Below are 23,310 nucleotides of genomic sequence, written 5' to 3'. Positions count from 1 at the left end.
TGGAGCGCCGCGGGCGCGACATGGGAGAGGAAGGTCCGCGATGAGCTACGGACGGAAGTCGCGAGGACCCATCGGAGGTGTGAAGGGCATCCGCCGTGTCGAGGGCGCGGATGCCGTTCCCCGCATCCATGCTCCGGAGCGGGTGTCCGGTGTGTCGGCCATCGACACGCGTGAGGCCGGGAGGAGGTCCTTCTCCGAAGCGCTGGAGCGGGCGGAGCGGGGACTGCACAGCTCCGAGCCGCTGCCCCTGCCAGCGCCCCGGCGGGCCCTGCCTCCAGCGACGCGGCGGGAGGCGGAAGACGAGGCGATGACGCCTCCCGAGCCGCTGCCGGAGTCGTTCATCGGGCTGCTGTGGTGGAAGGTGAAGGGGCGGATTCCCTGAGTCAGACCTCGGTGAAGGTCATGCCCGGCGCTGCTCGTCCCCGTCGAGCACCTCACCCGAGGACGAGGCCGCTGTCCGAATCCCGTCGGAAGCCGTCACCCGCACCGACGTGACACGGACGACACTTCCTCCGCGCCAGCGGAGGGCCGTCCGCTCGACCCGGCAGCGCGTCCGTCAAGGCGTGCCGGTCCTCCGCTGCCTCGGAGGAAAACGCACGCCTGCCCTCCCGCCACATTCCGTTCGCGGACGCGACTCTCTATTCCACGGGCACTGCCGTACGCACCCGCCCCACGCACCCGAACCTGGAGCATCCATGATGGCCGCCCCGAACCCGATGCCGACGAACTCCGCCCCCTCCATGCCGATGATGGGCATGAACCCGATGATGATGGGCATGCCGATGAACCCGATGATGATGGGCGGCATGGGCATGAACCCCATGATGATGGGCGGCATGGGCATGCCGATGAACCCGATGATGATGGGCGGCATGGGCATGAACCCCATGATGGGCATGAACCCCATGATGGGCATGAACCCCATGGGCATGGGGATGCCGATGATGATGCCCATGATGATGCGTCAGATGGCGCCGATGATGGTCCGGATGACGTGCGAGATGGGCAAGGACGGCATGGTCTGCAAGATGATGCCGATGGAAGGTCAGGACATGGCGATGGTGAAGGAGTGCTGTGACGCCATGAACGCCATGATGGCCATGGGCGCGCCGGTGATGATGATGTGCAACGGCATGCCGATGATGATGGGCATGGCCCGCTAGAGCGCGCGCCTCAGCCCACTTCCTCGGCGTACGTCATCACCAGGTACATCTGCACGTCGTCCGGCCCCACGTTGCGGTAGACGTGGGGCTTGTCGGCCTCGAACAGGATGGCGTCACCCGCGGCGAGCAGGTGGCGCTCCGTGCCGACCTCCATCTCCAGCGTGCCCCGCGTGACGACGAGGTTCTCCAGCGTGCCCGGAGGATGCGGCTCGGCGCGCTCCTCGCTGTGCCCCTTGAGCTGCAGCTCGTAGAACTCCACGCGCCGGGGCTCGTCGAACGGGAAGAGCGCCCGGGACGCGAAGCGCCCGTCGTGCGAGGTGAGCCGCTTGGCCTCCCGCGCCCGCATCAGCCGCGTGCCCGCGCCGCCCGTCATGCTGATGAGCGCGGAGAACGGCAAGTCCAACGCGCGGGCAATCTTCCACAGCACGTTGATGGTGGGCGCGCTCTGCCCCAGCTCAATCTGTCCGAGCATGGCCCGGCTGACGCCGGAGGCCTTCGCCAGCCGCTCCAGCGACAGGCCGCGCTGGCTGCGCAGCCGGCGCAGGTTCTTCCCCACGACGGGCGCCAGGTCCTGGTCCGCATCGGGGTGCGCCACCTCGTAGGACCACGCCTTCTCCGTGTCCGGAGAAGCGTCCTGGGAAGGGGGCGCCGGCTCGGCGGGTGGAGTGGCTTCCGCTCCGGGCTCCCGCGCTTCGCGACGCCTGCGCTCCGAGGCGCTCGAGCCCCGCCGACCCGTGTTCTCCCGAACCGACTTCATACCGGCCAGACTACTACCCACACCCAGACGGGCATCCAGGGCCGCACCGGCGCGGGGCGCATCATCTGACACTGCTCGGCCTCGCGCTTCTTGCGGAAGTCCTGCAGGTCGATGACGGCTGCGCTCATGGGTGGCCTCTTTGTTACCGGACGGATATCCGTCAAAACGGATGACTGGAATATCCGTTATGGCGGACGAACCGTCAAGGCAACGGAAAGTGCACCCCTCCTGCGAAGTCCCCGGGGGGACGCTCAGAAGGCGAGACCCATGCCGAGGTAGGGGCCGTGCAGGCTGTCCTGGTGGGCGATGCCGTCCACCACGCCCTGGTCGTCCAGGAAGAGGCCGCGCCAGCCCCCGCGCATCACGAAGCCGCCCAGGTGCAGCGCGACGCCCGCCGTGCCGTCGAACTGCCGGTAGGGCAGTGGCGTGAGCTGCGCCCGGGCCTCCACGTCCAGCGGGCCCAGCAGGCAGGCCTCGGCGGAAATGGCCATGCTGGGCCCCACCAGGGTGACGTCCGGCGCTCGCGCGGTGCTCACGCCCGCCTCCGCGCGGATGCGGGCCCGTGGGTGGACGTACAGCACATGGCTCACGTGCGCCTCCACCAGCGTGAGCCGGTCCACGCCCTCCGTCCCGTCGTCGGTGGGGAGTGCCAACCGGAGCACGTTCGCCGCCACGCCGAAGCGCCGCTCCTCCAGGCCGAAGGACATGTCCAGGACGCTCACGCCCTCTCCCGGCAGCGCGCCCTGCATCCCCATGCGCATGGACAGCGGCGCGGCGTGCCGGAGCTCCCGGGCCACGGGCGGGTCGGACGCCGGCTCCGCGTCCATATGCGTGCCGTTGGTGGCGATGGCGTAGACGAGCCCCTCCAGCAGCAGCCTGAACAGGCCCCCCACGATTTCCTCACCGAGGCTGTGCGCCACCCCGCCACAGCACCCGCCGCCGTCCGAGTCCGACGACTGGGAGCCCTGTCCTTTCGAGGGCGCGTCGTCGTCGTCGTCGTCGTCGTCCTTGTCTTCGTCGGCACCGATGGCGGTGGCCTCGTGGGACTCCTCCTTCGACGAGTCCGACGAGGTGCGCTTGCCGAAGCGTGCGTCCGCGCCGGGAGCGAAGAGGAGGCTGGCGGCGAGTGCCGCGGACAACAGGGCCCTGGGTGCTGACATGTCCCCTCCCGGCGTGGTGGGCGCGGTCAAGAAGCCCGCGCCCACCATTCAAGCCTGGAGGAGGACGAAAACGCCATCCGTCCCGGGGGCCTTCAGCGGCCGCGCGTGCCGGCGGCGCCGTCGTTGAAGGTGTCACACCCTTGCAGCGTGCCCTGCTCCAGCCCGCGGCGGAACCAGTACACGCGCTGCGCGGAGGAGCCGTGGGTGAAGGACTCGGGGACGACGCGGCCCCGCGCGCGGCGCTGGAGCGTGTCGTCGCCGATGGCCGTCGCCGCGCCCAGGCCTTCCTCCACGTCGCCCTCCTCCAGCACCTTGCGCTGCTTCTGCGCGTGGTGGGCCCAGATGCCGGCGAAGCAGTCCGCCTGCAATTCAGTCAATACGGACAGGGCGTTGGCATCGCGCTCGGACATGCGGCTGCGCTGCGAATGGACCTGGTCGGAGATGCCCAGGAGGTTCTGCACGTGGTGCCCCACCTCGTGCGCCACCACGTAGGCCTGCGCGAAGTCACCCGGGGCGCCGAAGCGGCGGTCCAGCTCGTCGAAGAAGTGGAGGTCCAGGTACACGCGCTGGTCCGGCGGGCAATAGAAGGGCCCCACCGCGGCGTCCTGCGTGCCGCATGCGGACTGCACCATGTCCGAGAAGAGCACCAGGCGCGGCTGCTGGTACGTCACGCCCACGGGCTTCAGGAGGCCGGGCCAGGTGTCCTCCGTGTCCGCCAGGATGACGGCCACGAAGTCCTTCATCGGGTCCTGCCTCGGGTCCACGGCCTGTCCGGAGCCGCCGGTGCCCGAGGTCGTCCCCTGCTCCCCGCCGTTGAGCACGTCCGAGGGGTCTCCGCCGAGCAGCATCACCAGCAGGGCCACCACGATGGAGGCGGCCCCACCGCCCACCGCCAGCGGACGGCCCAGCCCACTCCCCCGCCGGTCCTCGATGTTCGAGCTGCGACGTCCCCCCTGCCATCTCATGCGGCCAGCCCTCCTGAGGATTCCTCGTTGGCGGGAAGGTAGGCAGTCCTCCAAGGCATGGCGGCCGCCCGCTCACCCCCTCGCCAGGATGAGCGGACACCAGGCGAGGAGGCGGGCGCGGCGGTGGCTACGGCTGCGACAGGGCCTGGAGCGCGGCGCGCCCCGGGCCCTCGTCGGCCGTGACGGCCACCACCAGTCGCTCGAGGCAGCCGGCGAACTCGCGCTGGAGCGCCTCGGACGTCACCGCCTGGAGGTGCGCGGGCCGCTGCGCCAGCGCGTCGGGCGTGAAGCCCCGCACGCGCGTGTCCAGCAGCGCGTCCACCCAGGCCGACGTGGAGATGAAGGACACCGCCTGCCGCGCGAGCAGCCTCGAGCGGGCCTGCTCCAAATCACGCGCCGACACCGTCTTCGCGAACGCGGCGATGGCCTGGCGCACCGAGCCCACGCCCTCGCTCATGCGCCGCGCGTCCACCATGCCCTCCACCATCAGGTGCGCCGCTCCGCCCCGCCCCAGCCAGGTGCTGGACTGGAAGCCGTAGGACGCGCCGCGCTGGGAGCGCATGTCGTGCCAGGCCTGCACCTCCATCAACTCCGCCATCATCGAGTAGCGCGCCTCGGCCTCGGGCGTGGCCGCCGGCAGCCGGCACGCCACGTGGACCTGCCCCTGGGTGGCTCCCGGACGCGGGGTGAGCAGGGTGTTGGGGCGCACGGAGGCCGCGGGCAGTGCCGGTGCCGCCGCCAGATCCACCGGCTGAGGCGTCCCCCGGCTCCATCCGCCGAGGTACTTGCGCGCCAGGACTTCCACTTCCTTCACGTCGAACTCGCCGGCGATGACGACCACCGTGTTGCCGGGCCGGTACACGTCTTCAATCCAGTCCTGGGCGTCGGACCAGGACACCTGGGCCATCTCCGCGCCCGTCGCCTCGTGCGCGTAGGGGTGCGTGCCATAGAGCGCGCTCAGCAGGGCGCGGTGGGCCTGCACCTCGGGGCGGCCATCCACGGCGTCGCGCCACGGCAGGACCTGCTCCCGCAGGAAGCGTACGACGTCCTCGGACGTGCGCATGGAGGAGAGCTGCTCGGCGAGCATCGCCAGCATGTTGCCCACGTTGCCGGCGGTGCCGGACAGCTCGACGCGGACATGGTCTCTCTGGAGCGACGTGGAATCCCACAGGCCCCAGTCGCTGGGACGGCCCTCGAACCACGACTCGCGGAACGAGCCATAGCCGGCCAGGTCCGCCACGCCGGGCTTCGCCCCGTACGCGGAGCCGCCGCCCATCGCGGCGCCCACCCGCACCACCGGCAGGCCCGGGCGTGGGGCGAGCAGCACCTCCATGCCATTGTCCAGCTTGAGCACGTGCACCGGCGCGGAGAGGGCTGTCACCATGGACGGCGTGGCGTGCTCCACAGGCACCGCGGGCTCGGGCTGCGCCGGGAGCTGCGCGGGGCCATTCTCCGCCACCGCCGTGCCGCTCTCGCCGGGGCGCACGAGGATGACACGCGCCCGCTCTCGCTGCAGCCACGTGTACGCGAAGGCCGTCACCTGGCTGCCGCCGAGCGCCATCTGTGCCATCTGCGAGCGCGTGTAGGAGCGCACGTCGAGCGTGAAGTGGGTGAGCAGCGCACGGCGCAGGGTGCGCGAGAGGAGGTGCTCCGACTCCAGCACCATGCCGGTGATGACGTTGCGTCGCGCGGCCTGGAAGTCGGCCTCATTGCCGAGGACGTCGCCGGCTTCCACGGAGTTCGACCAGGCCTTGTGGACCATGTCCAGCACCTTCTCCGCCGAGCGCTGGGGGTGGTCCCCGCGGCTGAGCTGCACCCGCACCACGAGCAGCGACGCGCGCGTGCCGGGCACCAGACCCGTGCTGATGCCCGCGATGTCGCCGTCGCTGCGCACCGCGCCCCAGAGGTTCCGGTCGAGGCTGGCGCGAACGAACTCCTGCACGGCGCCTTGCTCGTCGAAGCCGCGAGGCAACACCCACGACAGGTACAGCTCGGGCGACGGCACCGCCGCGGCGTACTCCGGCAGCGACTTCGGCTCGGGGGTGAGCGGGGGCTCGGCCACCTTCCCGGGCAGGCGCGGCTCCACGGTCAGCGGTGCGCCGGAGCCCACCCACTCGGCGGGAAGACTCTCGCGCAGCAGCGGCTCCACGGCGGCGAGGTCCACGTCACCGGAGATGACCAGCGTCACGTTGTCCGGACGGTAGTGGGCGCGTGCAAAGCGCTGCGCGTCCGCCAGCGTGAGCGCGGTCAGCGTCGGGTGCGTGCCGATGAGGGGCCGCGCGTAGGGGTGGCTCGCCGGATAGGAGGCCGCGTGCATCCAACTGAAGACCTGCCCCACGTAGCCCGTCTCATTGCGCTGGCGCAATTCGTTGCGCACCACTTCGCGCTCCACCGCGAACACCTCCGGGGTGATGCCCGCGACGGGCGAGGCCAGCCACTGGCCGTGCATCTTCAGCAGCGCGGGCAGGGCCTCGCGAGACGCGAGCGCCTCGTAGGCCGTGTAGTCCAGGCTGGTGGAGGCGTTGGAGTGGCCCACGCCCGCCGCCTCAAGCCGCGTCTGGATGGATGGGCCGCCCGCGTGGCGGGAGCGGAAGGTCAGGTGCTCCACCACGTGCGCCAGTCCCTCCTTGCCGCTCGGGTCGCTGGAGCCGCCCACGCCGACGACGGCCACCACCGCCACCACCGGCGAGCGGCGGTCCTCCTCCACCACCACGCGCAGCCCCGAGGGCATGCGGAAGTCGCGCAGCGGGAAGGACACGTCGCGCATCATCACCTGCCCCCGGGTAGGCAGCGTGGTGCACGCCCCCAGCAGCAGGGAGAGCAGGACGAGGGCGCCCGTGACGACACGGGGCCGGCGGGTCTGGAGACGGCGTCTGGCGTTCATGATGCTCCGGCGGAGCCCGGAAGCAGCATGACGGGTCCACACGGCCCCATGCCTCCCCCGGGTGATAATGATTCGCTTCAGCCCGCCAAGGACGGCAAAGCCTGACAGCTGCTCAGGCTTCGGCGCCAAGGGCAGACATCGAGACGGGCGAATAGCATCGACACGAGGTCCGGGCCAAGGGGCCCGGAGTCTCAGGAGCGCCCACCCACCGCGTTGGCGACGTGCTGGCTGCCCCAGTGCGCGAGGCCGAGGATGGTCTCCATGGGGTTGACGCCCAGCGCGGTGGGGAACACCGAGCCGTCCACCACGAAGAGGTTGTCCGCGTCCCAGTAGCGCAGCGTGCTGTCCACCACGCTCGTCTTCGCGCTGCCACCCATGGCGCAGCCGCCCATCTGGTGGGCGCTGGCCACGCGACACAGCAGCGGCGCGTAGGGCGCCCGGTCCAGCAGCGCCACGTCCTTCTCGCCGTGCATCACCACCGGCGCCGAGTGCGGGCTGAGCACCTGCTCCGCGCCCGCGGCGAATTGCAGGCGCGCGGCCACCTTCAGCGCCTCGCGGAAGCCCTCCCAGTGGAAGTCGGTGAGCGGGTAGTCCACCTTCAGCCGCGTGTACTCGCCCTCGCCGCGCAGCCCCACCGTGCCGCCCTCGTCGCCGGGATGCACGCCATCCAGGGTGATGGAGATGACCGCATTGGCATACGGCAACCGCGCCATCAGGTCCTGATGCGCGGCGCCGAAGCCCGGCATCGTCACCGAGGCGAGGACGGGGTGGATGGGCGGCACCTCGATGAGCCAGCCCAACTTCCCCGGCCCCCGGTCGATGAACTGGCGCGAGTAGACGCTGAGCGGCGCGCCTTGGAAGGCCTCCACCCGCTCGCGGAAGCGGGCCGTGGAGACGACCACCGGATGCAGGAAGAAGCGCTTGCCCACGAGCCCCCGCGCGGTGAGCCCGCTGCGCAGCAGCAGCGCCGGGGAGTTGATGGCCCCGCCGCATACCGCCGTCACCTTCGACTTCACCGTGAGCCGCCGGCCCGTGGGCCGGTCCGTGCGCGGGTCCAGCACGTCCGCGTGTACCGCCACCACGCGCATGCCATCCATTTCCAGCTTGCGTGCGCTCACGTTGGCGAACAGGCGCATTCCCTGCTCCACCGCGTCTGGAATCAACGTCACCAGCATGGACTGCTTCGCGTCCGTGGGGCAGCCCAACCCGCAGGCGCCCAGGGCCGCGCAGTTCTTCACGTTGCGCTTCACCGTGCCCCGGCTGTAGCCGAGCTTTCCCAGCCCCTCCCATAGGAGTTGGTTGTTGCGATTGGCCCTTTCGATGGGCCAGTCGCGGATGTGCAGCCGCTCTTCCAACCAGTCCCAGTGCGGGGTGAGCGTGTGCTCGTCCAGCCCCTTCACGCCGTGGATGTCGCGCCAGCGGTGGAGGATTTCCGGCGGGGTGCGGAAGCTGGCGCACCAGTTGACGGTGGTGCCGCCACCCACGGCGCGGCCCTGGAGGATGCTGATGGCCAGGTCATCCGTCGCCCGGTTGGCCATCTCCTGGTACAGGGCCGGGTACGCCGTGGACTCCTTCATGTCGAAGTCGCGGCGGGTGCGGTAGCTCCCCTCCTCCAGCATCACCACGTCCAGGCCGCGCCGCGCCAGTTCGTGGCCCAGCACGCCGCCGCCCGCGCCGCTGCCCACCACGCACACGTCACAGGTGATGGTGCGGTCCTCGGTGAGCTCGTCTCCGGTGAAGATTCGGCCGCTCATGGCGTGGACCCCTCCTTCTGCGTCAGCGGCGCGGGGCGGGGGCCCTCTCCCTTCCAGGCCACCGCGTTCGCATCGTGGAAGCCCTCCGGAATGGCGTAGCCCGCGGCCGTGGCCGCCGCCGGGTGCAGGTAGTAGGCGCTGTACACCAGCGTGCGCAATGCATGGTGTCCCGTGCGCCGCAGCATCAGGCGCGACGTGCGCCAGTCTTCGAAGACCGCGTCCTGGTCCTCGGGGGACAGCCGCGAGAAGGGAGTGACGCGACCGCTGAAGAGGAAGCCCGCGAGTGCGTTGTCGAAGAGGCCCAGGAGGTCCTTCACCTCCTTCGCCACGGCGGGGTCTCCGCGCGCGAGCAGCCCGTCCGCCGTGAAGGCCACGCGCGCCGCGTCCGCGTCCGGCCAGCCCGGGCGCCCCGGGAAGGCCCGCCTCGCCAGCGCCTGGAGCGTGGCGTACTCGCGCGGGCCCAGCACCTGGAGCCCCTCTGGAGGAAGCGCCAGTGACAGCCCGTCGCGAGAGGCCAGCAGGGCGCTGCCTCCCAGCGCCAGCAGGGCGCCCCCGAAGAGCCCGCGCTTGAGGAGTCCCCGGCGGGTCATCGACACGTCCATTCCATCCTCCGGTTCCGCGAACGAAGGGCACAGGGGCGCCCATCGCGGGGTTGCTCGGCTCGTGGGTCCGCGCGTCGCTACGAGGTGGACGTGTCCGGATGCTCGGGCGCGGTGAAACGTCCGGTGTCTCCATGGGCGCGGTGAACGTCGCGAGCACGAGGTGCGCGGAGACATCGGCTCATCGCCTTGAAGCCTACCGCTCCCGGCCCCTCGCGGACAGGGGCGGCGCCCTCACGCGTCCAGCAGCGCCCGCAAATCCTCGGGGATGGGCATGGGCGTGAGGATGCCCACGTTGGCGCCACCGGTGTTGCCGAGCGGAGCCCGGCCCAGCCACGAGCCCGGCCCGGCGACGAGAATTCGCGCGAACTGCCCCATCAGCTCGCGCGTGTCGCGGCGCCGCCACCCGAAGGCGAACATCCGGCAGTGCGCGCGGACATGCGGCCCCGCGTAGGCCTGGCTCAGTACGTGGGCCCGCTCCAGGTGGCGCCAGGCGCGCGGCAGCTCCTGGCGCGCCTCGGCCTCGACGGCTTCGCGCAGCTCCGCCTCGAAGGCGGCGCGCAGCTTCGGCTTCATGGGCATGACTTCCTCCTCGTGGGTGTCTTCACCCTCGCGCGGGGAGGTGGCCGCGGGCTTGTAAGAACTCGCTACTCCGGAGGCGGGAGGACCCAGTCCACGACGCCCGCAATCTCCGACGGGGAGAGGCCGAAGGTGCGGCGGAACGCGTGGCTGAGGTGCGCGCTGTCGGTGAAGCCCGCGGCATGCGCCGCCCGCGTGAGCGAGGCCCCGCGCTGGAGGTGTCCGGCGGCGCGCTGCAGGCGCAGCCAGAGGACGTAGGGCCGCAAGGGCAGGCCCACCTCCTGGCCGAACAGGTGTGACAGCCGCCCCGCGGACAGTCCCACCCGCGGCGCGAGAGCGGACAGGCGCACGTCCTCTTCCAGCAGGTCCGGCAACAGGCGCAGGAGCCTCTTCACGGCGGGGTGGGCCGGCGGGGCCTGTCGCGTGTCGGCCCGCAGCGACTGAAGCAGCGAATGCGAGAGGAGCTCCGCATCAGCCCAGCGCTTCGGCACGGACTTCACGCCCTGGGTGAGCAGGGGCGCGCCCGCACACCGCCAGGCCTCGGCATCCGCGCCGATGCCCAGCGTGCGCAGCTGACGGCCCACCGAATCATCCGGGTTCACATGCAGGAGGACCACGGCCGCGCTCGGACTGGCGATGGTGTGCTCGACATCGGGCGGAGTCACGGCCGCCTGGCAGGTGACCACGTGCTGGTGGGCGTCCCGCAGCGCCACCGGCTCCCCGAGCGACAGGAGGAGCTGGAAGGTGTGGTGCGCGTGCGGGCGCGTCTCACCGAGCGGCCCGGCGTACAAGAGCCGCCGGGGTCCGAAGAAGAGCTGCCCCTTCCAGGCGCGGGTCCTGCTCACGGTGCTCAGGGCGTGGGGAGCGCCGTGGCCGCGTGGACCGCGGGAGGTGAAGCGGTCGCCGTGCCGACGCCGTAGACGCCGTCATAACCTTCGTCCGTGGTCCCCTTCTGGACGACGATGCGCGGCGTCGCCGCGTGCTCCTCGTAGCGGGCCTTCTTCAGCGGGTGGAGCGTGCAGGCGTCCCCCTTCCCTCCGATGCAGGCCCACATGCTCCCGCCCAGGTAGGCCATGTCGAGCGTCACCAGCCCGGGCTCCGCTTCGAGCAGGTGGTTGGACATGAAGCGCAGATTCGGGTCCCACGGCGCGCCCTTGTCACGGCGGGCGTGGAGGTTTCCGGTCAGCACGATGAAGGTGTCGCGGGGGGCCAGGGCACGCTCCTGGAGGAGCTTCGCCGCCATGGTGGCATCACGGTCCCCGCCGCCCGCGTCGAAGGCGCGCACCTCCACGGGAAGGCCCGCGCGCCTCAACTCGCGAAGCCGGACGAGGGCCTGGAGCATCGCCTTGCTGCTCCGGCCGTCCTGATTCTCCTGGGTCCAGAACCCGCCCACCGTGAGCGGCTGGAGCGCGCCATCCTCGCTCGCGAGGAACGCGTCGATGCGCGGCTGCTCCTCCACGGGCAATTCCAGCCCCACCCGCACGGGCTGCCCCGAGGCCGCGGCATGACAGACGAGCCGTGTGGTGAAGGCCGGCGCCTCCTGGGTGCCGTGCATCTCTCCGAGGACGATGAAGGCCGCGGGCTTCAGCAGCGCCTCCATGCCGGGAATGGCGGGGCCACAGTCCGCCTTCGCGGCGGTGGCGGAGCTCGCGCCAGACGGCTGGACGACGGGCTCGGCCGTCTTGCAACCTCCCAGCAGCGCGGCGGCGACCAGCAGGTGACGCAGGGTGACTGTTGCCATTCGGTATGAGCCTCCTCGTGGCCCGGACTCTGCCCGGGTCCACGAGGCGAGTCACGCGTGAGGCGCCGCATGGCCGCTCCTTCAGGCCACCCATAAAGTAGCAACTTTCCCAGGAAGAACAACGGGTTGACCTGCACGCCGCCAGGGTTCACCTTGCCGCGCATGAGCCACGCCCATGGCAACCTTCCGGAAGGCGCCCTCGACATCATCGCCGAGGAGGAGGCACTGCTCGCCCGCGTGCAGGCCACGCTGGAGGCAGCCCGGCACAAGGCCGGCCGCAAGACGGACACCCAGGGACTGGTCGCCCAGCTCCAGGTGCTGCGCGACGACGTGGCCACCGCCGCCGTCGCGGACCTGCCGCACCTCTTCGCGCAGATGAACGAGACGCGCTCCCTCATGGAGCGCCAGGAGGCCGCGCGCCTGCCGGACCCCCAGGCCCCCTACTTCGCGCACCTGCGCCTGGACGGCGCGGGCGGGCCCCGCGACTATCTGCTGGGACGCACCACCTTCGCGGACGTGAGCGCCGGCGTGCGCGTCATCGACTGGCGCTTCGCCCCCGTCGCCCGCGTCTTCTACTGCTACGAGGAAGGCGACTCCTACGAGGAGTACTTCGGCGAGCGGCTCGCGGAGGGCACCGTGCAGACGCGGCGGCTCGTCGTCATCGAGCGCGGCGTGCTGACGCGCATCATCTCCGGCACGCTGGTGCTGGAGCGCGCCGCGGACGGCGCATGGCACAGCGTGGGGCTCGACGTCGCCACGCTCCAGTCGGGAGGCGCGGGCACCGCCGCGCGACCGGAGTTCCTCGGCACCGGCAAGGGCGCCCGCCGCACCGAGGATGCCTTCGGCGTCACCGCGCTCCTGGACCCGGAGCAGTACGAGGCCGTCAGCACCGGCCCGGACCAGCCGCTGCTCGTGCTGGGCAGCGCCGGCAGCGGGAAGACGACGGTGGCCCTGCACCGGCTGGCGAAGATTGCCTTCGACGACGCGCAGACCTACCCCCAGTCCCGGATGAAGCTCATCGTCCCCGAGGAGGGCCTGGCCCGGCTGTCCCGCCGCCTGCTGGCGCCGCTCGGCCTGGGCGGCGTGGCCGTGCAGACGCGCGACTCGTGGCTGCTGGCCACGGCGAAGCAGGCGTTCGACCTGCCCGGCATCAAGCTGTGGCACGACACGCCGCCGCTGGTGTCGCGCTTCAAGCGCCACCCCGCCCTGAGGCGCGCGCTGGCCGCCCGCGTGGGCGTGCCGAAGACGGCGGCCGGCGTGACGCTGGAGCGGCTGCGCAAGCGGCTGGCGGACGCGTACTTCGACCGGCGCTTCCTGGACACCGTGGTCAACGCCGCGCGCGGAGAGCTGCCGCGCACCGCCATCGACGAGGTGATGGAGCACACGCGCCTCCAGCACTCCACGCCGCTCGACAAGGAACTGAAGGACATCACCGACACGGACCGCCTCGTCACCATGGACGGGAAGGCCATTGAAGCGGACACGCCGTACGCCATGGCCGGCACGGTGGACCTGGATGACCTGCCCATCCTGATGTTCCTCAAGGCCCAGCACACCTCGCTGGGCCTGGAGCGGATGGCGCACGTCGTGCTCGACGAGGCGGAGGACTTCTCCCTCTTCGAGCTGTTCGCCGTGAGCCGCCTGCTGGGCAAGGGCAAAAGCTGCACGCTGGCCGGAGACGAGATGCAGCAGACGGACGCCGGCTTCGCGGGGTGGCCCGCCGTCCTCAACGAGCTGAACATCCGCGACGCCGCCACCTGCCGGCTCCAGGTGTCCTACCGCTGTCCGCAACCGGTGGTGGAGCTGGCGCGGCAGGTGCTGGGCACCCAGGCCCCGGAGGCCTCCGCGCACACGGGCCGCCCGGGCGCGCCGGTGGGCTTCCACCACTTCCCGGACGAGGCCCAGGCGCAGCTGTTCATCGGCGAGGCGCTGAGGGACCTCGTCTCACGCGAGCCCCATGCGTCGGTGGGCGTCATCGCCAGCAGCCCCGAGTCCGCGGAGGCCGTCTACCGCGTCGTGGCCGACCTGCCCTGGGCCCGGCGGGTGAGCGACGGCGAGTTCACCTTCGAGCCCGGCGTGGACATCACCGACGTGGACAGCGTGAAGGGCCTGGAGTTCGACTACGTCATCATCCCGGATGCAACGGCGCGGGCCTGGCCCATGGACGACGAGTCGCGCCGCCGCCTGCACGTGGCGATTACGCGCACGTCCCACCAGCTCTGGGTGGTGTCCTCCGGCGTGCGCAGCCACCTCATCCCGGGCGCTGCTGGCGCGGCAGCTCCACGGTGAAGGTGGAGCCCTTTCCGGGCGCGCTCTCCACGAGGATGCGGCCCTCGAGCGCGTCGACAATCTGCTTCACGATCCAGAGCCCCAGCCCCAGCCCACCGTAGTGCCGCTCGCTGGCCAGTCGCTCGAAGCGCTGGAACAGGCGCGCCTGTCCCTCCGGGGCGATACCCATGCCCTCGTCGCGCACCATCAGCCAGGCCCGCTCCGCGTCCGCGCCCACCCGCACCTCGATGGGGCGGCCCCGGCCGTACTTGATGGCGTTGGACAGCAGGTTCTGCAGCACCTGCTCCAGCCGCAGCCTGTCCCAATGGCCCCGCGCGGGGCCCGGCGCGTCCAGGCGAAGCTCGCACCCCGCCCGCGCCAGCTCCTCCGAGAAGCGCGGCACCATCTCCCGCGCGAGCGCGGCCAGGTCCAGGTCCTCGCGCTCCAGCTTCAGCCGGCCGGCGGTGATGCGCGACACGTCCAGCAGCTCGCGCACCAGGCTCGACAAGCGCGAGAGCTGTCGCTGCACGGCCACCACCTTCGTGGACAGTGCGTCGGGTGTGCCCGGGGCGCGCAGGTCCAAATCCCTGCGCAGCGCCTGGACGTTGAGGGTGAGCGAGGTGAGGGGCGTGTTCAGCTCGTGCGACGCGACGGAGAGGAACGTGTCGCGCGCGCGGATGGCGTCCTGCGCCTCCATGTAGAGCCGCCCGTTGTCCAGTGACGAGGCCGCGCGCCGGGCCAGGTCCTCCGCGAGCCGCACGTCCGCCTGCGTGTACCTGCGCCCGGACTCGGTGTTGACGAGCGTGAGTGCCCCCAGCACCTTGCCGCGGCTGATCAACGGGACGGAGATGAACGTCCGCACGCCCAACGCCTCCGTGGCGCGGAGGCGCTCCGCATCGGCGGACAGCTCCGTCTCGATGAGGGGCGGCAGCTCCGGGACGAACTCCGTGACGCCCTCGCGCAGCACCCGGCCGATGCCGGCCGCGTCGTCCATGCGGATGGGATAGCGGGCGTGGAAGGCCTGGGCGCGCTCCGCCATGCCCGGACGCACGTGGGCCACGGCGACGCGACGGACTCCTCCATCCGGCCCGGGCACGTCCACGGCGCACCCATCCGCCAGCGTGGGGATGGTCAGGAGGGCCATGCGCTGGAGGATCTGGTCGTGGTCCAGCGACGACGTCAGCACCGCGCTGGCCTGCGCCAGGAAGGCCGCGTGACGCTGCGCGCGCCGCGTCTCGTCGTACAGCCCCCGGAGCGTCGCCTCCTGCTTCTTCTCGGCCGTAATCTCCCGCGAGAAGACGTAGACGCGCCCGTGGCCCCGGAAGAGGCGCTTCACGAACCAACGCTCCCGGGCCGCGAAGTGGACCTCGAACTCCTCCGCCTGCCCCGTCTGGGCCACCCGGTGGAAGCGCTCCTGGAAGGCTTCGCCCAGCACGTCCGGGTAGCACTCCCACAGCACGCGGCCCAGCAGGTCCGCCCGGGGCCTGCCGAAGGACCGCTCCATGGCGGGGTTGACGTAGAGGCACACCGCGTCCGCCTCGCAGACGGCGACACCCTCCGGGAGCTGGTCGAGCAGAACGGTGTCGATGCCCGCCATGTCCGCCCCAGGGGAGTCGGCGCTGGCGAGACCCTGTTCGGTCAGGGGATGTTCCACGCGTTGGATGAAGGGGCGGGCCACGGCGTTCGTGTTCTTCCGCTTAACACTTCCCTCCCGCACGCCCCACTCCGGCCAGCCGGGCATGTGCTCGGCACCCAACACTCGTAAACGGGGCCCGGTGGAGGTGCGAGCAGTCGGGCGGGCCACCACCCGCCAGGGCGACCGGCCGCGCGTGGGCGCGGGCACTCAGGGCTGCTGTTGCCCCTGGCGCCAGGCCTCGCGGCGCTGCTCCTGCTCCTGGCGACGGGTGAGCGCCTCCTGCTCCTGGCGCGGCAGTTCGGACAGCCGCGTGCGGTTCATGTCGATGCTCAGCTCGTACAGGCCCCGCTCCTGGTCGGGGAGCCGGTCGCCGTAGTCCGCGAGCACCGTCGTTGCGAAGGCCACCATGTCCTCGGACACCTCGCGGCGGTGCGCGTAGTACTGGCGGACCTCCTCCTCGGTGGCCACGCCGGACAGCACCTTGCCGTAGACGTCATTCCAGCGCCGCGTCTCGTCGTCGCGCCACTTGAGCACCTCCGGGTCCTCCGTGGGCGCGCCCAGCGTCCAGTAGAGGTTGTCCGGTAGCTTCGCGCGCAGCGCCTGCAGGTCCACGGGATGAATCTGGGGCGCCTCGTCGCCGGACGGAGGCTGGGGCAGGTAGGGCGACACCGTGCCCCCACCCGGCTGCGCGGCGGCCACGGGCGCGGACGGAGTCGCCGCCGGCGTGGGGGCCTGCGCGGGTGACGTGGAGGCCGACGTGGCCGCCACCGGGGGCTCCGCTTCCGGGGCGCCGGAGGGCTCCGGGCGCTTCAGGAGCACGACGAGCAGGACGGCGAGCCCCACGACGGCTCCCGTGGCGACGACCCACGGGAGGCCCTTCCAGCGAGCATTCTCGGCCATGACGAGCCGAATACCGCGTGCCGCGCGCACCTGGCAAACCCGGCATCCTGCCGCGCCGCGTAAAGAATCGGCCCGACGGAGTTTGCCGCAACGCATCACAAACCCTGTCTCACCTGAGACATGAACCAGTCACAAAGGGCCTGACACAGTTGTAATTGCATTGTATAGACAGGAATTCCCATCAAACCTGGAGGTTCCCGAATGAAGCGCCTACTCCTGGCCTGCCTCATGGCCGCAGCGCTGGTGCCTGGCATGGCCCGCGCGGAGGTCATCGTCTCCACCATCGTCAGCGTGCTCGTGGACGGCGGAAACAACTACAACTGGGAGAAGGTGGAGCTGCCCGGGACGAAGTGTGGCAACGGCTCGCAGTACAAGTTCTGGGTGCGCCGCACCAGCTCGCCCAACCTGCTCTTCATGCTCGAGGGCGGCGGCGCGTGTTGGGACTTCGAGACGTGCAGCGGGCGCGCGGGCGTGCTGGGCGCGGCCAACCCCAACGGCATCGCCGACGACTACATCACCCAGTTCACGGCGAAGTACGTGTCGCCCATCGTCAATGGCGCCGACCCGGGCCTGCCGCTGCGCAGCCGCACGGACCTGGTCACCAAGGACTGGAACATCGTCTACATGCCGTACTGCACGGGTGACGTGCACATCGGCAACAACGTGAAGACGTATGCGGACTCCACGGGGCAGAACCCGCCGCTGACCTGGTACCACAACGGCTACACCAACACGCGGGCGGTGGCGAACTGGGCGCACACCCAGTTCCCCACGGTGCAGAAGCTGCTGATGACGGGCTACAGCGCGGGCGGCACGGCGACGTCGGCCGGCTACTACTTCGTGCGCAAGGCCATCAACCCGGCGCGCGGCTACCTGCTCAACGACTCCGGCCCCATCTTCGTGGCGCCGAACGCCACTTCCCTCTCGCGCCCGCTGCACGACAAGATTCGCACGTCGTGGAACCTGGACTCGGTCTTCTCGCTGCTGCCGGCCTCGTTCAACATCAACGACTTCGGCACCATCAACAAGATGGTGGCGACAGAGTTCCCCAACGACCAGCTCGCGTACACGGGCTATACGCGCGACTACAACTACTCGCGCTTCTCCTATGAGCGCTTCAAGACGCCCAACGACGAGGAGTCCGTCCACGGCTACTGGAAGGTGGACCAGGACCGGCTGGTGCAGGAGCTGAACCTCTACAACAACTTCAGCTACTTCATCCCGCACCACCGCGCCATCAACGCCAGCCACTGCAGCACCATCATCACCTTCATGGGTGCGCACGCCTGCCAGAAGATGGAGAAGAAGCGGTACTGGTACGAGTACCTCGAGTTCCCGCAGTCGCAGACGTACAAGTGCTACAGCGAGTTCGTGGGCATGGACAAGTTCCTCTCGCGGTGGATCAACGAGAACCAGCGCATCCGCATCTACGAGCCGGCGAACAACTACAACAACGAGGACCCCGGCATGCAGATTGTCGCGCCGCTCATCAACGGCGCGCTGGGCGGGTAGTCCCCGTCGTCGCGACTGAAGCTGTTTGAAGGAGCGGGACGCCGGGCTTCGGGCCGGGCGTCCCGCTTCGTCGTTTCGGGGTACGGCCCTGGCGTTGCCCGCGGTGGGGCGCTAGACGAGGGCCCCGCCATGGACAACCTCACCCACGGGCTGCTGGGGCTCGCCATCGGTGCGCTGCGCCGGCCCGACGTGCGTCCCGGCACGGGCGAGCGGGCCTCGCCCACGGACCGCGCGGTGCTGCTGGGCGCCGTGCTCGCCTCGGAGTTGCCGGACCTGGACACGCTGCTGGCGCGCGGGGACGCGGTGACGGTGGCCCTCCAGGCGCACCGGGGCCTCTCTCATTCGCTCCTCTTCAGTCCGGTGGTGGCGCTCGGGGCCACGCTGGCCGCGTGCGCCGTCTTCCGGGGCGCCAGGCCCCGCCCCGTCTTCCTCGCCAGCCTGGCCTCCGTCCTCTTCGCGCACCTGCTGCCGGACCTGTGGACGGGCTGGGGCACGCGAGTGCTGCTGCCATTCTCGGACACGCGCCTCAGCCTTGACTGGACGATGGTGGTGGACCCCTGGGTGACGCTGCCGCTGCTGGTGGGCACCGTCGTGGCGTGGCGGCTGCGGCGCACGGCGTGGCGCCGGGCGCTGCTGGTGGGCCTGGCGCTGTCCGCCGGCTACGTGGGGGCGCGCGTGGCGGCCTGGGGCGTGCTGACGCGGCGGGTGGAGGCGGCCTACGCGGCCGCGCAGTCCGTGCGCGTCTTCCCCCTGCCCTTCTCCGTGAGCACCTGGCGGTACGTGGCCACCCTTCCGGGAGGCATGCTCGCCGCGGGCGAGGTGCCCCTGGCGGGTGCGCCCCGCGAGGCGCGGCGGGTGGAGTCGTCCGTGGACGCGCTTCCCCCGGACGTGCGCGCGGTGGGGCCGGTGCGCGAGGCGCTCGCGTGGGCCCGCTTTCCCGTCGTCACGGTGGCGCCCGTCGAAGGCGGAGGACGCGAGGTGCGCATCTCCGACCTGCGCTACCACCTGCGCGGCGAGCCCACGCTGGGCTTCGTCATCCGCCTGGACGCGGGAAACCGCGTGGCGGAGGCACGGCTGGAGCGCGGCGGCAGCGCGAGCGAATTGCTGCGTCGGTGGCGGGGCCAGGACGCGGAAACGACGAGGCCCCGGGAGAAGGAGTGACTCCTTCCACCGGGGCCGCGACTCACGGCAACGTGGCTCAGGTCAGCCCGGCCAGCGGACCGGCGTAGTCCGGGGCCGGGTGACCGAAGGTATTCACGTTCACCCCGAAGGCCTGGGCGATGGACACCAGCAGCTTGTTGTGCGCCACGGCCTTCGGCAGCGGCGAGCCGGGGCCGGGCCAGCCGGGCAGCGGGTCGGAGCCCGGCGGGCGCGCGTGGATGAAGCGGCCCATGCGGAAGCGGCCGCCCGCGCCACCCGCCAGCACGGTGGGCACGCGCACGTTCATGTGGCCCGAGGCGTCACCCAGCTCGTTGCCCCAGAGGATGAGCGTGTTGTCCAGGGCGGTGCCGCTGCCCTCCTGCACGGAGGCCAACTGCGTCATGAGGTACGCCACCTGCTCCGCGTACCACCGCTGCACCGTCACCATCTTGGTGCGAATCTGGGTGCGCAGCGGCTCCGTGTTGACGTCCAGCCGGTGCGCCAGGTCGTTGTGCACGTCCTCGTTGATGCCAATCCACGGCATGGACGGCGCGGAGATGGTGATGGTCGCCACCCGCGTGAAATCGCACGCGAAGGCACGGGTAATCATGTCCAGGTGCAGCTTCGTCAGCTCGGGCAGCCGGGCGAGGTTGCCCAGCTCGCCCAGGCCGTACTGCGGCGGCACGATGCCGCTGATGCACGCCTCCGTGGAAGGCACGGGGGTGGGCGCCGGGTTGGGAGAGGTGCTCAGCGAGCCGATGCGCCGCTCGATGTCCGCGAGCGCCTCCAGGTGCGCCTCCAGCTTCTGGCGCTCCTCGCCCGCGAGCCTGTCGCGCAGGCGCGTCGCATCCTTGGTGAGGAAGCCGAGCAGGCTCTTGCGGCGGGCGATGAGCCTGTCGGCCTCGGCCGGGTCCGCGGCGGGCGGCGGCGCGTTGCCGAAGAGGCGCTGGTACACGGCGGCCGGGTCGCGCTCGAAGGGCACGCGCGAGCCGTTCGCCGTGAAGCTGATGCTGTTGTAGACGTGCTGGCCGCCGAACTGCTCCCACGCGTTGAGCTGGAGGGAGCGGAACTTGGTGCTGCCGCCGATGGCATTGCCCAGCACCTGGTCCAGCGAGGCGCTCTCCGGCAGGTCGTCACCGCTGGCGGTGTTGACCTTGCTGCCGGTGAGGAAGGTGACGGGCGCGCCCTCGTGGCCCGTCAGTCCGTGCTCGTACAGCACCCGGTAGTCCAGGCCGTCCACCACCAGCAGCTTGGAGCGGTGCGGCTGGAGCGGCAGCAGCATGGAGTTGGGGAAGTCGAGCGTGAAGTCCGACTCGCCGCCCTGCGGGTTCCAGAACTCCGGAAGGCAGCCGTGGGGCGTGAAGATGGCGACGAAGCGCAGCGGGGGCGCGGTGGTCTGCGCGTGCGCGTCGGAGGTGCCGAGCAGGTTGGCCAGCGGGAGCGCCGCGGCCGAGCCACCCAGGAGCTTGAGCAGGTTTCGACGGGAGAGTTGGCGGAGCATGGGGCGACTCACGGAGAAAGGGTGCGCCGGTGGGTGAAGTAGGGAGAGCGCACCAGGCTGACGAGCGCATCCCCCAGTTGAAGCCGAGGGTTGGCCTTGAAGGCCGCCCGCATGTCGGTGAGCAACTGCTCGTCGACGGTGTCCTCTTCACGTCCCATGGCGTAGCGGAAGAGCTGCAGGGGCACGCAGTTGGCCACGTCCTCGCTGGTGGAGAGCGAGCGCGCCAGCTCGCCGCCGCCGGTGAAGGGGAAGACGCCGCTGGAGTAGTCCACCGAGCCCTTGGCGTCCACGGCGATGCCGTTCTCCGTCGTGCGGGCCTTGCCCAGGCCGTCGAAGTTCTCGAAGCCGAAGCCGATGGGGTCGATGCTCCGGTGGCAACCGGCGCAGGCGGGGTTGTCGGTGTGCGCGGCGAAGCGGGCACGGGTGGTGGAGTCCGCGGCGGGCGCGGGGGGGATGATGACGATGGAGGCCGGCGGGGGCGGGATGTCACGGCACAGCAGGCGCGTGAGGACGAACTTGCCGCGGCGGATGGGCGAGCTGGAGTCGAAGAGGGCGTAGGTCGCCAGCACGCTGGCCTGGGTGAGGATGCCCGCGCGGTCCGCCGGCAGCGGCACCCTGCCAATCGTCCCGTTGGGCGTGCTCGTGGTGCCGTAGAACTGCGACATGCGGCCGTCCGCGAAGGTGTAGTTCGCGCTCAGGAGTTCCTTGACGGAGCCGCCCTCGTTGGCCAGCACGTGGTCGATGAAGGCCCGCGTCTCGGCCTGGCTGGAGTCCTTGAACGCCGCGCTGAAGGCCGGGAAGACCTGGTTGTTCTTGTTGAGGTTGGCCAGGCCGGTGATGCCCAGCCACTCGCGGATGAAGTGGGCCAGGCGCTTCTGCGCGGCGGGGGTGGCCAGCAGGCGGCGCGCGTGCGCCTCGCGCTGGTCCGCCGTCTTGAGCTCCCCGGCCTCCGCGGCCGCGAGCAGCTCCGCGTCGGGCGGGGCGGCGGTGATGGCGAAGGAGAGCGCCGAGGCGACCTCGTGCGGCGTCATCCGCGCCACCTGGTTGCCGGCCTCGCCCTGCTCGCCCAGCTCCGTGCGGTAGAGGAAGGAGGCCGACGCGAAGAGGCCCTGCAGGAAGATGCGGTGCGCGGTCTGCGGGTCCGCCGTCTTCCGGGCGTCCTGCCAGAAGGCGAGCAGGTCCGCCTTGTCCTCCGTCGAGAGGGGCCGGCGGAAGGCGCGGCTGGCCACGCCGTACAGGATGTCCGTCGTGCACTTCTCCTCGTTCGCGTCCGCCGGGCACTTCTCGTGGATCTTCAGCTGGTTCTTCGCGAACAGGGCCGCGTTCAGCGCGGCGTTGTCCACCTGGTCCGCCAGCAGCGACGTCACCTGGAGCCGGTCGTGCGTGCTGAAGCCGAGGATGGTGTCTTCCGGGGCGAAGGTGCCACTCAGCGAAGGCATCCCCGGTACGACGGCGGCGAGGCTGTTGTCGTACTCCACGCGCGTCAGGCGGCGCACGCGCGCCGAAGACGCTTCCGATACTTCCGGAGGCTCCTTGTCGGTTCCAGGTTTGTCGCCGGAGCAGGATGCGGCCGCCAGCAGCAGCACCGCGGGAATGCAGAAACGGATGATTCGCATACGAAAGGCACCCTCGTACCAGCGACTCCCAGAAAACCCCCTCTGGAGTGCTGGCGCGTTGACAACTTTAACCGCGCACCCTGTCGCGGCTGGTGAGGATTTCGTGTCCGCTTGCAAATGCCACTCGCTTTGCAGTTTCACTGGCGCATTTCGCCTCAGCTGACGAGAGCGCCCGGGGCTTCTTCTTGGAGTCCAAGATTTGCGGATCTCCTGCGCCCCACAGCCACCCACTTCCACCCGCGAAGTGGCAGCAGGCGAAGCACCCGCGCACGGCCACGACGCGCGCGAAACTACCACCAGGCTCCGCGCATCCGGAGGCGCGCGCGGACCACTGGCTCGGTGGGCAGGAGGGCGAGCACGAATGCGCCGCCGGGCCCCGGCGTCAGTCCGGGCGGGCGCGGTGCTCCACGCCGTGAGCGCCGGCCACCACCAGGTCCGTCGTCAGCCCGAGGAACAGGCCGTGGCCCACCACGCCCGCGCGCGAGCCCAGGCGCGCGGCCAGGTCCTCGGGACGTTCGATGGGGCCGAAGCGGCAGTCGAGCACGCGGTTGCCCTGGTCCGTGAGGAAGGGCTCGCCGCGCGCGTCCCGCCGCACGGTGACGCTCGCGCCGAGCGACTCCAGGAAGAGCGCCTGTGAGCGCCAGCCGAAGGGAAGCACCTCCACCGGCAGGGGCCAGCGCGTGCCCAGCGTGGGCGACAGCTTGGCCGCGTCCACGACGATGACCACGCGCCGGCTGGCCTGCGCGACAATCTTCTCCCGCAGCAGCGCTCCGCCCCCGCCCTTGATGAGGGACAGGTCCGGGGCCACCTCGTCCGCGCCGTCCACGGTGACGTCCAGCTCCGGGTGCTCCTCCAGCGTGGTGAGGGGCACGCCCAGCGTGCGCGCCAGCGCTTCCGTCTCGCGCGAGGTGGGCACGCCGAGCACGTCCAGGAGCTGGCCCTGCGCGCGCAGCTCCGCCAGCCGGTGCACGGCGAACACGGCGGTGCTGCCCGTGCCCAGGCCCACCCGCATGCCCGCGCGGAAGAAGGCATCCACCGCCCACGTGGCGGCCTCGCGCTTGAACCGGGGGGTGTCGTCGGCCGCCGAGTGGCTCATGCCGCGGGAGGCTACTCCTCCCCGCGGCGGGAGGGAGAC

General features: G+C 71.0%; 20 protein-coding genes. 5 read left to right on the top strand and 15 right to left on the bottom strand.

Translation table 11 applies throughout. The features are described 5' to 3' along the window. Positions 1-40: 40 nt before the first annotated feature. Complete coding sequence (locus tag OV427_RS35300; protein WP_267860617.1) at positions 41-382, top strand: hypothetical protein; 342 nt, start codon at positions 41-43, stop codon at positions 380-382. A gap of 313 nt (positions 383-695) precedes the next feature. Next, positions 696-1,163, top strand: coding sequence for a hypothetical protein (locus OV427_RS35295; RefSeq protein WP_267860616.1), 468 nt, complete (start codon positions 696-698; stop codon positions 1,161-1,163). A 10-nt stretch (positions 1,164-1,173) separates the two neighbouring features. Here the strand turns inward: OV427_RS35295 and OV427_RS35290 are convergent, their stop codons facing one another. The 10 genes from OV427_RS35290 to OV427_RS35245 form a co-directional block, all read right to left on the bottom strand. Then, positions 1,174-1,920, bottom strand: a complete 747-nt coding sequence (locus tag OV427_RS35290) for a helix-turn-helix domain-containing protein (RefSeq protein WP_267860615.1) — start codon at positions 1,918-1,920, stop codon at positions 1,174-1,176. Continuing rightward, positions 1,917-2,048 (bottom strand): hypothetical protein, encoded by a 132-nt coding sequence (locus OV427_RS35285; RefSeq protein WP_256445442.1) that lies wholly within the window; start codon positions 2,046-2,048, stop codon positions 1,917-1,919. The genes OV427_RS35290 and OV427_RS35285 overlap by 4 nt, the downstream gene beginning before the upstream one ends. A gap of 123 nt (positions 2,049-2,171) precedes the next feature. Beyond that, positions 2,172-3,080, bottom strand: coding sequence for a hypothetical protein (locus OV427_RS35280; protein WP_267860614.1), 909 nt, complete (start codon positions 3,078-3,080; stop codon positions 2,172-2,174). A 92-nt stretch (positions 3,081-3,172) separates the two neighbouring features. Then, positions 3,173-4,045, bottom strand: coding sequence for a neutral zinc metallopeptidase (locus OV427_RS35275; protein WP_267860613.1), 873 nt, complete (start codon positions 4,043-4,045; stop codon positions 3,173-3,175). A 127-nt stretch (positions 4,046-4,172) separates the two neighbouring features. Beyond that, positions 4,173-6,929, bottom strand: coding sequence for a M16 family metallopeptidase (locus OV427_RS35270; protein WP_267860612.1), 2,757 nt, complete (start codon positions 6,927-6,929; stop codon positions 4,173-4,175). Positions 6,930-7,120: 191 nt separating this feature from the next. Then, the gene (locus OV427_RS35265) at positions 7,121-8,683 is read right to left on the bottom strand and encodes a GMC family oxidoreductase (protein WP_267860611.1); all 1,563 of its coding nucleotides are present in this window, start codon (positions 8,681-8,683) and stop codon (positions 7,121-7,123) included. Further along, positions 8,680-9,285, bottom strand: a complete 606-nt coding sequence (locus OV427_RS35260) for a hypothetical protein (RefSeq protein WP_267860610.1) — start codon at positions 9,283-9,285, stop codon at positions 8,680-8,682. The genes OV427_RS35265 and OV427_RS35260 overlap by 4 nt, the downstream gene beginning before the upstream one ends. Positions 9,286-9,516: 231 nt before the next feature. Further along, positions 9,517-9,864, bottom strand: a complete 348-nt coding sequence (locus OV427_RS35255; RefSeq protein WP_267860609.1) for a DUF3703 domain-containing protein — start codon at positions 9,862-9,864, stop codon at positions 9,517-9,519. Positions 9,865-9,929: 65 nt separating this feature from the next. After that, positions 9,930-10,706 (bottom strand): helix-turn-helix transcriptional regulator, encoded by a 777-nt coding sequence (locus OV427_RS35250; RefSeq protein WP_267860608.1) that lies wholly within the window; start codon positions 10,704-10,706, stop codon positions 9,930-9,932. Between the two features lie 5 nt (positions 10,707-10,711). Continuing rightward, entirely contained in the window at positions 10,712-11,602 is an 891-nt protein-coding gene (locus OV427_RS35245; protein WP_267860607.1) for a hypothetical protein, read from the bottom strand. Positions 11,603-11,764: 162 nt separating this feature from the next. On the opposite strand from OV427_RS35245, the gene OV427_RS35240 reads away from it, so the two are divergent. Continuing rightward, positions 11,765-13,891, top strand: a complete 2,127-nt coding sequence (locus tag OV427_RS35240; protein ID WP_267860606.1) for an ATP-binding domain-containing protein — start codon at positions 11,765-11,767, stop codon at positions 13,889-13,891. Here the strand turns inward: OV427_RS35240 and OV427_RS35235 are convergent. Both OV427_RS35235 and OV427_RS35230 read right to left on the bottom strand, forming a co-directional pair. Then, on the bottom strand, positions 13,854-15,467 hold the full coding sequence (locus OV427_RS35235) for a PAS domain-containing sensor histidine kinase (protein ID WP_267860605.1): 1,614 nt from the start codon (positions 15,465-15,467) through the stop codon (positions 13,854-13,856). The genes OV427_RS35240 and OV427_RS35235 overlap by 38 nt on opposite strands. A gap of 246 nt (positions 15,468-15,713) precedes the next feature. Beyond that, complete coding sequence (locus OV427_RS35230) at positions 15,714-16,406, bottom strand: hypothetical protein (RefSeq protein WP_267860604.1); 693 nt, start codon at positions 16,404-16,406, stop codon at positions 15,714-15,716. Positions 16,407-16,607: 201 nt separating this feature from the next. Here OV427_RS35230 and OV427_RS35225 point away from each other — a divergent pair, with 201 nt between their 5' ends. Both OV427_RS35225 and OV427_RS35220 read left to right on the top strand, forming a co-directional pair. Next, the gene (locus OV427_RS35225; protein WP_267860603.1) at positions 16,608-17,918 is read left to right on the top strand and encodes a pectin acetylesterase-family hydrolase; all 1,311 of its coding nucleotides are present in this window, start codon (positions 16,608-16,610) and stop codon (positions 17,916-17,918) included. Positions 17,919-18,047: 129 nt separating this feature from the next. Beyond that, positions 18,048-19,079 carry a metal-dependent hydrolase gene (locus tag OV427_RS35220; protein ID WP_267860602.1) on the top strand — a complete coding sequence of 344 codons (1,032 nt, stop codon included), beginning with the start codon at positions 18,048-18,050 and terminating at the stop codon, positions 19,077-19,079. A 37-nt stretch (positions 19,080-19,116) separates the two neighbouring features. Here OV427_RS35220 and OV427_RS35215 read toward each other — a convergent pair whose 3' ends face one another. The 3 genes from OV427_RS35215 to rpiA all read right to left on the bottom strand — a co-directional run bounded on the left by OV427_RS35215 (position 19,117) and on the right by rpiA (position 23,271). After that, positions 19,117-20,559: a DUF1552 domain-containing protein gene (locus tag OV427_RS35215; protein ID WP_267860601.1), complete on the bottom strand. Its 1,443-nt coding sequence runs from the start codon at positions 20,557-20,559 to the stop codon at positions 19,117-19,119. Positions 20,560-20,567: 8 nt separating this feature from the next. Then, the gene (locus OV427_RS35210) at positions 20,568-22,175 is read right to left on the bottom strand and encodes a DUF1592 domain-containing protein (protein ID WP_267860600.1); all 1,608 of its coding nucleotides are present in this window, start codon (positions 22,173-22,175) and stop codon (positions 20,568-20,570) included. 382 nt (positions 22,176-22,557) lie between these two features. Beyond that, positions 22,558-23,271: a ribose-5-phosphate isomerase RpiA gene (gene rpiA, locus OV427_RS35205; protein ID WP_267860599.1), complete on the bottom strand. Its 714-nt coding sequence runs from the start codon at positions 23,269-23,271 to the stop codon at positions 22,558-22,560. Positions 23,272-23,310: the final 39 nt, after the last annotated feature.

The organism is Pyxidicoccus sp. MSG2 (genome assembly GCF_026626705.1).
GTDB lineage: Bacteria > Myxococcota > Myxococcia > Myxococcales > Myxococcaceae > Myxococcus.
This window is presented reverse-complemented; position numbering and strand designations above follow the sequence as displayed.

Excerpts from the sequence above, each read along its gene's own strand:
- OV427_RS35235 (WP_267860605.1), bottom strand. The coding sequence starts at position 15,467 with ATGGCGGGCATCGACACCGTTCTGCTCGACCAGCTCCCGGAGGGTGTC.
- OV427_RS35240 (WP_267860606.1), top strand. The coding sequence starts at position 11,765 with ATGAGCCACGCCCATGGCAACCTTCCGGAAGGCGCCCTCGACATCATC.
- OV427_RS35275 (WP_267860613.1), bottom strand. The coding sequence starts at position 4,045 with ATGAGATGGCAGGGGGGACGTCGCAGCTCGAACATCGAGGACCGGCGG.
- OV427_RS35280 (WP_267860614.1), bottom strand. The coding sequence starts at position 3,080 with ATGTCAGCACCCAGGGCCCTGTTGTCCGCGGCACTCGCCGCCAGCCTC.
- OV427_RS35260 (WP_267860610.1), bottom strand. The coding sequence starts at position 9,285 with ATGGACGTGTCGATGACCCGCCGGGGACTCCTCAAGCGCGGGCTCTTC.
- OV427_RS35290 (WP_267860615.1), bottom strand. The coding sequence starts at position 1,920 with ATGAAGTCGGTTCGGGAGAACACGGGTCGGCGGGGCTCGAGCGCCTCG.
- OV427_RS35265 (WP_267860611.1), bottom strand. The coding sequence starts at position 8,683 with ATGAGCGGCCGAATCTTCACCGGAGACGAGCTCACCGAGGACCGCACC.
- OV427_RS35300 (WP_267860617.1), top strand. The coding sequence starts at position 41 with ATGAGCTACGGACGGAAGTCGCGAGGACCCATCGGAGGTGTGAAGGGC.
- OV427_RS35270 (WP_267860612.1), bottom strand. The coding sequence starts at position 6,929 with ATGAACGCCAGACGCCGTCTCCAGACCCGCCGGCCCCGTGTCGTCACG.
- OV427_RS35220 (WP_267860602.1), top strand. The coding sequence starts at position 18,048 with ATGGACAACCTCACCCACGGGCTGCTGGGGCTCGCCATCGGTGCGCTG.
- OV427_RS35295 (WP_267860616.1), top strand. The coding sequence starts at position 696 with ATGATGGCCGCCCCGAACCCGATGCCGACGAACTCCGCCCCCTCCATG.
- OV427_RS35230 (WP_267860604.1), bottom strand. The coding sequence starts at position 16,406 with ATGGCCGAGAATGCTCGCTGGAAGGGCCTCCCGTGGGTCGTCGCCACG.
- OV427_RS35245 (WP_267860607.1), bottom strand. The coding sequence starts at position 11,602 with ATGGCAACAGTCACCCTGCGTCACCTGCTGGTCGCCGCCGCGCTGCTG.
- OV427_RS35285 (WP_256445442.1), bottom strand. The coding sequence starts at position 2,048 with ATGAGCGCAGCCGTCATCGACCTGCAGGACTTCCGCAAGAAGCGCGAG.
- OV427_RS35255 (WP_267860609.1), bottom strand. The coding sequence starts at position 9,864 with ATGCCCATGAAGCCGAAGCTGCGCGCCGCCTTCGAGGCGGAGCTGCGC.
- rpiA (WP_267860599.1), bottom strand. The coding sequence starts at position 23,271 with ATGAGCCACTCGGCGGCCGACGACACCCCCCGGTTCAAGCGCGAGGCC.
- OV427_RS35210 (WP_267860600.1), bottom strand. The coding sequence starts at position 22,175 with ATGCGAATCATCCGTTTCTGCATTCCCGCGGTGCTGCTGCTGGCGGCC.
- OV427_RS35215 (WP_267860601.1), bottom strand. The coding sequence starts at position 20,559 with ATGCTCCGCCAACTCTCCCGTCGAAACCTGCTCAAGCTCCTGGGTGGC.
- OV427_RS35225 (WP_267860603.1), top strand. The coding sequence starts at position 16,608 with ATGAAGCGCCTACTCCTGGCCTGCCTCATGGCCGCAGCGCTGGTGCCT.